This window comes from uncultured Clostridium sp., from assembly GCF_934754915.1.
GTDB lineage: Bacteria > Bacillota > Clostridia > Clostridiales > Clostridiaceae > Clostridium.
On sequence record NZ_CAKVKB010000036.1, the window covers coordinates 20,396 to 29,875 of the forward strand.

Genomic DNA, 9,480 nt, shown 5'->3' on the forward strand with positions numbered 1-9,480 from the left:
ATATGTCATGATAAACAGATTACAACATAAAATCATGAACTATTTATTTTAAATTCAATTATCAAAGGGAAGCAACAAATTTATCAAAAGCTGCCATTCCTTTATCATTTCTTTTAAATACACCAGCATGATCTAGTACTTGAGAGAATATTATACCTACTTCCTTTTGCAATATTTCATAGGCATTTTCTTCTGTAATTGTATCATATTTAGATAAAAGATATTTATACCAGTCACTATGCTTTGAAATATTTTCATTATCCGAAATATCTGGAATTCTTTTTATTAAAGCATCTTTTAGAAGGCTGAGTTCGTTTTTTAATCTTGCAGGAAGAACTGCAAGTCCCATAACTTCAATAAGTCCTATATTTTCTTTTTTGATATGATGAACTTCATTATGAGGGTGGAATATTCCTAAAGGATATTCAGAGCTGGTTCTATTGTTTCTAAGAACTAAATCAAGTTCATAATTTCCATTTCTTTTTCTAGCAATAGGAGTTATTGTATTATGAGGTTCACCATTTGATTCACTCAATATATCTACTGATTCATCAGAATATTTTCTCCATAAATTTAAAATATGTTCTGCTAAATCTGTTAATCTTGTTTTATCATTTCCATTTATTCTGATAACAGACATAGGCCATTTAACTCTTCCAATATTAATATCTTCGTATCCTTTAATTGAATAAGTTTTTTCAATAGGAGCCTTTTCCATTGCAAATGTATATCTTCCACCTTGATAATGATCATGAGAAAGTATTGAGCCACCAACGATAGGAAGATCAGCATTTGAGCCTGCAAAATAATGAGGTAATACATCAATAAAGTTTAGAAGATTTGCAAAAGCCTTTCTATTTATTTTCATAGGTACATGTTCACTATTGAATATTATACAATGTTCATTGTAATAAGTGTATGGTGAATATTGTATGAAATATTGTTCTGATCCAAGATTCATAGGGATTATTCTATGAGTCTGTCTTGCCGGATGATTCATATGTCCATAAAATCCTTCATTTTCTTTACATAGAAGACATTTTGGATATGATGTAGACTTAAATGTTTTAGCTTTTGCAATTTCTTTAGGATCTTTTTCTGGTTTTGATAAATTTACAGTAATATCTAAATCACCATATTCTGTAGAGGCTTTCCAAACCATATTTTTATCAATTCTATCTTTTCTTATATAATTTGAAGCTATGCTGAGTTTGTAAAAATAATTTGTAGCTTTTTCAGGAGATTCATTATATAAAGAAGTGAATGTTTTTCTGACTTCAGAAGGTCTTGGCATTAAACAGTTCATTATATTAGTATCTAATAAATCTCTTTCAGTTACAGTGTCTTCAATCATGTTTTTAGAAACAGCATAATCTAAAATATTTTCTAGAATAGGAGTTGGAGTAGACAAAGTTTCATTTATATCTTCAGGTTCAAATTCATCAATTTTCAATAAACCGATAAGCATATTTGCTGAATATATCTTATCATCTTCATGAATAAGTCCCTGTTGTAAACCAAAATTTAAAAGTCTGTTTAGTTCGTGATTAATCATAGTGTTATCCTCCATTATTTAATAGACAATGGCAATAGACAGTTTAATGTCTATTGCTCATGAAGAATACCCTTTCCAACAAAGGATATCAATTTGTCATTTTTTTAATTTAGTCTTCGAATCCATTTGGATGAGCTGTATGGAAAGCCCATGCATCTTTTATTATTTTTTTAACATCAGTATATTGAGGAACCCATCCAAGTATATTTCTAGCCTTATCACTTGAAGCTATTAACTGAGCAGGATCTCCAGCTCTTCTTTCTCCTAATATAACCTTAATATCTTGTCCAGTTGCTTCTTCAGCAGCTTGAATCATTTCTTTTACACTGAATCCTACACCATTTCCTAGATTAAATACATTACTTCCTTTTCCAGATTCAAGGTAATCAACTGCCTTTATATGTGCATCTGCAAGGTCTAATACATGAATGTAATCACGTAAACAAGTACCATCTGGAGTTGGATAATCAGTACCGAATATAGTTATGGCATCACGTTTCTTTAATGGAACTTGAAGAATAAGTGGGATTAAGTGAGTTTCAGGATTATGGTCTTCACCAATTGTACCATCACCTAAAGAACCAGCAGCATTAAAGTATCTAAGTGCTACATAATTGATTCCATAAGCTCTATTACACCATTTCATCATTTTTTCCATAGTAAGTTTAGTTTCACCGTAAGTATTTGTAGGATTTGTTTCATCATCTTCTAATATAGGAATTTTTTTAGGTTCTCCATAAACAGCAGCAGTGGAAGAGAAAACTATATTTTTGATATTGTGTTTTACCATGCTTTCAAGTAAAATCTGCATGCCGTATACATTGTTGTTAAAGTAAAGAAGGGGTTTTACCATACTTTCTCCAACTAATGAATTAGCAGCAAAGTGAACTACTGAATCTATTTTGTTTTCAGTAAATATCTTATCTAATATAGCGGAATCTCTGATATCGCCTTTATAAAATTTTGCTTTAGGATGAACAGCACCCATGTGGCCGCTTTGTAGATTATCTACAATTACAACATCCCTGCCTTGTTCTATGAGTTTATAAACTGTGTGGGAACCTATATATCCTGCACCACCACAAACTAAAATTGACATAATAACACTCCCTTTTATTATTTATATATTTCTATTTGATTTACATAATTAATTATATATGTTGTAATTGACAATGTACAATGTACAATTGACAATGAAGGATGAAATCTTTTCAAGATTTCTTTGGTATTACATTGGTTTAGGTATTTAGCAATAAGATTATTTTTTTACATTATATATATTCCAATTAACAATAAGGGACGAAATGTTTTCAAAATTTCTTTAATTATTATTTGGTGTTATTATTAGAACATAATATATGTAAAAGAAATGAATCTTAACCTTGCACCATGCATAGGGTATCTATTTTTTGATAAATTTTGAGTTAAATTTAGATGTAACTTAATCTTAATTTATGATAATTTTCTTGTACCATCTGATATACTTACAATGTAAAAGCTTGGTTCATATCCAATTTTATCAGCATATGCAGGTGTGATTTTTGAAATAAAATTATCAACACAATCTTCTTTTACAATGCTTACAGTACATCCTCCGAATCCAGCTCCAGTCATACGAGAACCAACTACCCCGTCACATTCCCAAGCTAATGATACAAGTGTGTCAAGTTCGATTCCAGTAACTTCATAATCATCTCTTAAAGAAATATGAGAAGCATTCATAAGTTGTCCAAACAGAGCAAGATCATTATTTTCTAAGGCTTTAACAGCTTTTAATGTTCTTTGATTTTCGTAAACAGCATGCTTTGCTCTTTTAACTCTTACAGGATCAGCAATGTTTGATTTTACTGCTTCAAATTCTTCTTCAGTAAGTTCTCCTAAAGATTTTATATTTTTAACTTTTTGTATTTCGCTTAATGCTGTTTCGCATTCACTTCTTCTTTCATTGTATTTAGAGTCAGCAAGACCACGTTTTTTATTTGTATTTCCAATTACAATTTTATATCCATCCATGTTAAGTTTACTGTAAGAATAATTTAAAGTGTTACAATCTAATAAGATAGCACAATCTTTTTTACCCATTCCGATTGCAAACTGATCCATTATTCCACAATTTACACCGATAAATTTATTTTCAGCTTCTTGACACATTTTTACGATATCAACCATGTTGATATTAAATCCAAAGGATTCATTAAGGATACATCCCATTAAGACTTCAATAGAAGCAGAAGATGACAGACCAGAACCGTTAGGTATATTTCCAAAGAATAGAATGTCAAAACCATGAGAAGCTTTAAATCCATGATTTTCGAATGTTTTTATAACTCCCTTCGGATAGTTTGCCCAATCATGTTTTTTATCATTTACAAGATTGTTTATATCAAATTCTATTGTTCCTAATTCTTCAAAGTTTAATGAATAAACACAACATTTTGAATCATCTCTTTTGGCAATTAATCCATAAGTTCCAATAGTTAATGCACAAGGAAAGACATTTCCGCCATTATAATCTGTATGTTCTCCAATAAGATTTACTCTTCCAGGTGAAAAGAAAATATTTTCAGAATCTTTGCTAAAAATATTTTTGAATTGTTCCTTTAAGTTATTAATAATATCCATATTAAAAATCCCCCTTTGAAATCGTTCTTAATCTTTATACACCTATAGTAACCGATTACTATAAAAAAGTAAATAGAAAATGAAAAAATAATTATTTTTTAGTTCATATATTAAAAACAGAGTTGAATTATTGTAGATATATACAAAACACATATATTTATTAGATTATATAATTTAATGCAGCTATATGCTATTTTGCTTGATATCTTTCTTTTATTAAGAAAGATATTTTTCATTACATTTTGAAATGCTAATTTAACCTTATATATTATAGAAAGCGGTTACTTTAAATACGTATAATATAAGAAAGGCTTGACATGGAGTTTGGTTTAAGGAGTATAGTATTAAGCAGAGACTAAAGAGAAAGATGAGGTATAGAATAATGAATAAAAACAAAGATATGGATATGCTTAATGGGCCGCTTCTTGGGAAAATTCTCATTTTTGCATTACCTTTAGCATTAAGCAGTATACTTCAGCAATTATTTAATTCTGCGGACATAGCTGTAGTAGGAAGATTTGCAGGTAATGAGGCACTTGCAGCTGTTGGAAGTAATGAAGCAGTTATAAGTTTATTAATTAATATTTTTGTAGGATTATCAATTGGAGCTAACGTAATAGTTGCAAAATATTATGGACAAGCAAATAAGGAAAAAATTACGCATGCAGTACATACATCAATACTTATAGCAATTATAAGTGGATTATTTTTAATAGTATTTGGATTTTTTGCAACTAAAATACTTCTTGAAATGATGGGAACACCAGAAGATGTTATTGAACTTGCAGGATTGTATTTAAGAATTTATTTTGTAGGGATGCCATTTATAATGGTATATAATTTTGGTTCAGCAATATTAAGAAGTGTTGGAGATACGAAGAGACCTTTAATTTGCCTTATTATTGCTGGAATTTTAAATGTGATATTAAATTTATTTTTCGTAATCATATGTAATTTAAGTGTTGCAGGTGTAGCCATAGCAACAGTTATATCAAATATGGTAAGTTCAGGAATGATATTATATATTCTTGCTCATGAAAAGAGAGACATACATCTTGATTTGAAGAAACTAGCAATTGATAAAAAGATTTTAGGCGAAATTATAAAAATAGGAGTACCTGCAGGGGTACAAGGAATGGTATTTTCAATTTCTAATGTATGTATACAGGCTTCTATAAACAGTTTTGGTTCTACAGCAATAGCAGGAAGTGCAGCAGCACTTAATTTTGAGTATTTTGCTTATTTTCTTTTAAATGCATTTACTCAGGCAGCAGTAACATTTACAAGTCAGAATTTTGGTGCTAAGAAATATCATAGATGCAGGAAAATTGCTATAGTGTGTTCAGTAACAGCTATTGTTTTTACAACTGCTTTATGCTGTATATTCCTTTTATTTAAAGACAGATTCATAAGTATATATACAGCAGATGCTGCTGTTAAAGAATATGGGATTATTAGGATGAAATATGTACTTTTATTAGAAGCATTTAATGTACTTATGGATGTTATGTCAGGTGCTATACGAGGAATGGGATATTCAACATTACCAGCAGTTATAGCAATTGCAGGAGTATGTGGTTTTAGACTTATATGGGTTAGCACAGTATTTCAAAAATTTCATACATTTGAAATGCTATTGACTGTTTATCCTGTAAGCTGGTTCTTAACATGTATTGGAATAATAACTGCTTATATACTTGTAAGCAGAAAATTTATGCAAGAGTAGAAAATAAGGTTTATTTTATAACATTAAAAATTGTTATGTTTTAAGAAAATGTAATGAATAAATAAAAGAAGTAGTATTAATCATTGAAAGTGTATTTGAATGATGAATTGAAAATCTAATAGGTAATTAAGTGGAGCTGTCGCGCAAAAATTAAGCTATACAAATATAGTGTTAAAAATTTATTTAATATGCTATATACAGCGTTTGAATTTCTTAATGCAACAGCCTCTACATGTGTAAAATAGAATAGTAAATATGAATTATAAAACAATTAGCTAGAATTTGGTAATAAATTTCTAATTTTTAGTTTCAAATATGTGTTTCCAATATCTTTGGGGCATCATTCTTTTTTGAAGACGAGGGTTTCTGCGTTCTTCAATAGTTGTAGATTTAAAATATGTTTTCCATAGAGAAGAATATTCATCATTATACTCTGTGAATTTACTATATTCATTTTTGGATAGTTTGACTATTTCATATGAATTAGTATTATATACAAGAGCCTTTTCTCTGGAAAGATCATGAATAATCCAATATTCATTAGGAAAGCGTTTCATAAAATGATTAGCTATAAGTTCAAGAATATCATTATCTGGCTCAATTGAGGAATACAAAAACAGATTATTGATGGATTTAAATCGAATAAATCCCTTAAAAACATGAGCTTCATATGTTACTTTTTTTTGTATTTCTTCAATTTTGTGTACTTCATTTAGATGAAGAAAATCATGAATCTCTCTCTTTAATTTAAAGGCATATTGAAGATATTTAAATATAATCATACCTTTATTTTCATTACAACTTAGATAAACGAGATATATTTTTTTTAGGCATAGAAAATCAATTTTATTAACTATAGCATTTCTTACTTTTTGGAATTTGATAATATCTGTATCTATGTTAATAATTTCTCCAAGAAGTAAAGGAGCATTGAAATCTGATTTGCTATAAATGCCTTCAATATCGGATCTTGAGTAAAAAGCATTGTAAATACAGGTTAATAAACCTTCAAAGGAATTATCATATAATAATATACTCATAATTAAAATTCTCCATTTATAGATGTGATTTTTTCTGGCAGAGATAAAATGTTGTTTTTTGGAAGTATGAGTTCAGAATCCAAATTTTTATATGATGATGTTATTATGTTATTAGAATAAGAGTTTTCTTGTGAAGAAATATAATCAAAAAATGATATTTGATTAGGATTTATATAATTTTTTTTAGGAAGATTATTTTCTATAATTTTGTGTTTTATTGACACATCATCAAATACAGCATCACCATAATATTTACCATTGCAGGTTAAAAAATATTTTGCCCTTTTAAGAACCACTCTTAATTTTTTTAAATCATCAAAATTGAGATTATGGACTCGTCTTATTTTTAAAATTTTTTTTGCAGAAGTTACACCTATTCCGGGAATTCTTAGAAGCATTTCATAAGGAACCTTATTTATCTCCATTGGAAAATAATTTAAATTAGCTAATGCCCATTGTGTTTTAGGATCGTAATTTAAATCAAAATTATCATCTTTATTTTTAAGCAGTTCATCTGCTTTAAACCCATAAAATCTGAGAAGCCAATCGGCTTGATAAAGTCTATGTTCACGTATCATTGGAGGGTGACTTATTTCTGGAAGATATTTATCATTTTTTACTACTGGAACATATGCAGAATAGTAGACTCTTTTTAAAGCAAATTTATCATAAAGATTTTGCGAAAGGTTGATTATTTTAAAATCACTTTCTGGAGTAGCTCCTACAATGAGCTGAGTGCTTTGTCCTCCTGGAACAAATGAAGGAGTACTTTTAATATTTTTCTTCATTTCCGTATAATTAATAATATTGTTTTTTATTGTGTTCATTGGTTTTAATATTTTATCTTTGCTTTTTTGAGGAGCTAAAAGTTTTAAACTTTTACTTGAAGGAAGTTCTATATTGACGCTCATTCTATCAGAATATTTTCCAGCTTCTTCAATTAAATGTTCGCTGGCACCAGGTATTGCTTTTAAGTGTATATAGCCATTAAAATGTTCTTGAATTCTGAGTTTTTTAACTGTTTTTAGCATAAGTTCCATGGTATAATCAGGATTTTTGACAACAGCTGAACTTAAAAATAATCCTTCAATATAATTTCTTCTATAAAAGTTTATGGTAAGCTCGTATACTTCTTCAGGAGTGAACGTCACTCTTGTAAAATCTTTGGATGAGCCATTTATACAATATTTACAGTCAAATATACAATCATTTGAAAATAATATCTTTAATAACGAAATACATCTTCCATCAGGTGTAAAGCTATGACATATTCCACTTAGAGATGCATCTCCAATTCCATTTTTTGAATTTTTTCTTTTAGATCCTGATGATGAACAGGATACATCATATTTTGCGGCATTAGAAAGAATTTTTAATTTACTCATTAAATCCATTTTTACACATCCTTATACACTGTAATCGAACATACATTCTAAAGATATTATATACGAATATATGTTCTTTTACAAGAACTTAAAAATGTTTATATAAAGATTATTATGGAATATTTATATAAATTTTGATTATCAAATGTCCAATAATCAGATATTCATTTTAGTGAAGAATTATATATATTTCAATTAACAATGTACAATGAACAATTTGTAATGAAGGATAAAATCATTCCAAGATTTCTTTAATTTTTATATCTGTTAAACAATTTGCAATGTAATTTTAATATTGAAATATATGTATTAATTTTGAAATATTGATATATGTAATGACGTGTTATTAAAAGGCTACAAAATAAAAACTTATGTAAAAAACATAAGTTTTAGGCGTATAAAAAAATACGCCTAAAAAATCAAAATTATCGTCTTCTCATAGAATTATTTTGATTAATATTCATCATATTATTGTTTCTCATGTTATTGGGATTCATTCCCATATTCTGATTCCCCATAAGCATACTCATTAAAGGATTTATATTTCCCATATTCATATTGTTGGGAGATGGAGCACTCATGTTTGGGTTATTCATAGGATTAGGAAACATCTGATTTTGATTATTCATACCTCCCATAAGCATATTTAAAAGAGGATTCATGCCTGACATTTGATTCATGCCACCATTCATCATAGGATTATTCATGCCACCTCCAAGTCCGCCCATAAGCATATTCATTAGTGGATTTCCACCACCCATTTGACCATTCATCATTCCACCCATACCAGGAAAGATAGAGCCAAGTATCATATTTAATAATGGATTCATTTAATTCACCTTCTGTATATTTCTTTTTATTACAATCTATTATTTATAAAGGTAAAATGATACATTCATTTAAAAAATAGAAGATGTATTTAATAATAAATCTTAGATTATAGATAAAAAATCATTAAATGTGTTTTGAAATAAACTATGTTAGTTAGATAAGAAAAATAACTATTTAATTTTAATTTGGAATAATGTTATAATTACAATTATTTAATTAAAAATAGCTGTACTAAAAAATTAATGGGGGGCTTTTAACAGTTAAAAATAATCTATACAAATCTATAAAAATATATTTGTATTTATGATATAATCTTATTGA

Annotated in this window: 7 protein-coding genes; 1 reads left to right on the plus strand and 6 read right to left on the minus strand. The window is 28.2% G+C overall.

Features of this window, described 5'->3' with window-relative positions; all coding sequences use genetic code 11:
• Positions 1 to 61: 61 nt before the first annotated feature.
• From galT to Q0F58_RS07880, 3 genes are all read right to left on the minus strand, one after another.
• Positions 62 to 1,555 (minus strand): UDP-glucose--hexose-1-phosphate uridylyltransferase, encoded by a 1,494-nt coding sequence (gene galT, locus Q0F58_RS07870; protein ID WP_294374689.1) that lies wholly within the window; start codon positions 1,553 to 1,555, stop codon positions 62 to 64.
• A gap of 109 nt (positions 1,556 to 1,664) precedes the next feature.
• The gene (galE, locus tag Q0F58_RS07875) at positions 1,665 to 2,654 is read right to left on the minus strand and encodes a UDP-glucose 4-epimerase GalE (RefSeq protein WP_294374691.1); all 990 of its coding nucleotides are present in this window, start codon (positions 2,652 to 2,654) and stop codon (positions 1,665 to 1,667) included.
• A 353-nt stretch (positions 2,655 to 3,007) separates the two neighbouring features.
• Positions 3,008 to 4,177, minus strand: coding sequence for a galactokinase (locus tag Q0F58_RS07880; protein ID WP_294374693.1), 1,170 nt, complete (start codon positions 4,175 to 4,177; stop codon positions 3,008 to 3,010).
• 382 nt (positions 4,178 to 4,559) lie between these two features.
• Here Q0F58_RS07880 and Q0F58_RS07885 point away from each other — a divergent pair, with 382 nt between their 5' ends.
• A complete protein-coding gene (locus Q0F58_RS07885; protein ID WP_294374695.1) occupies positions 4,560 to 5,903 on the plus strand; it encodes an MATE family efflux transporter in 1,344 nt (447 codons plus the stop codon).
• 296 nt (positions 5,904 to 6,199) lie between these two features.
• On the opposite strand, the gene Q0F58_RS07890 is transcribed toward Q0F58_RS07885, so the two are convergent.
• The 3 genes from Q0F58_RS07890 to Q0F58_RS07900 all read right to left on the minus strand — a co-directional run bounded on the left by Q0F58_RS07890 (position 6,200) and on the right by Q0F58_RS07900 (position 9,158).
• Positions 6,200 to 6,943: a TIGR03915 family putative DNA repair protein gene (locus Q0F58_RS07890; protein WP_294374697.1), complete on the minus strand. Its 744-nt coding sequence runs from the start codon at positions 6,941 to 6,943 to the stop codon at positions 6,200 to 6,202.
• Between the two features lie 2 nt (positions 6,944 to 6,945).
• A complete protein-coding gene (locus Q0F58_RS07895) occupies positions 6,946 to 8,337 on the minus strand; it encodes a putative DNA modification/repair radical SAM protein (RefSeq protein WP_294374699.1) in 1,392 nt (463 codons plus the stop codon).
• A gap of 416 nt (positions 8,338 to 8,753) precedes the next feature.
• On the minus strand, positions 8,754 to 9,158 hold the full coding sequence (locus tag Q0F58_RS07900; RefSeq protein WP_294374701.1) for an RNA-binding protein: 405 nt from the start codon (positions 9,156 to 9,158) through the stop codon (positions 8,754 to 8,756).
• Positions 9,159 to 9,480 lie beyond the last annotated feature (322 nt).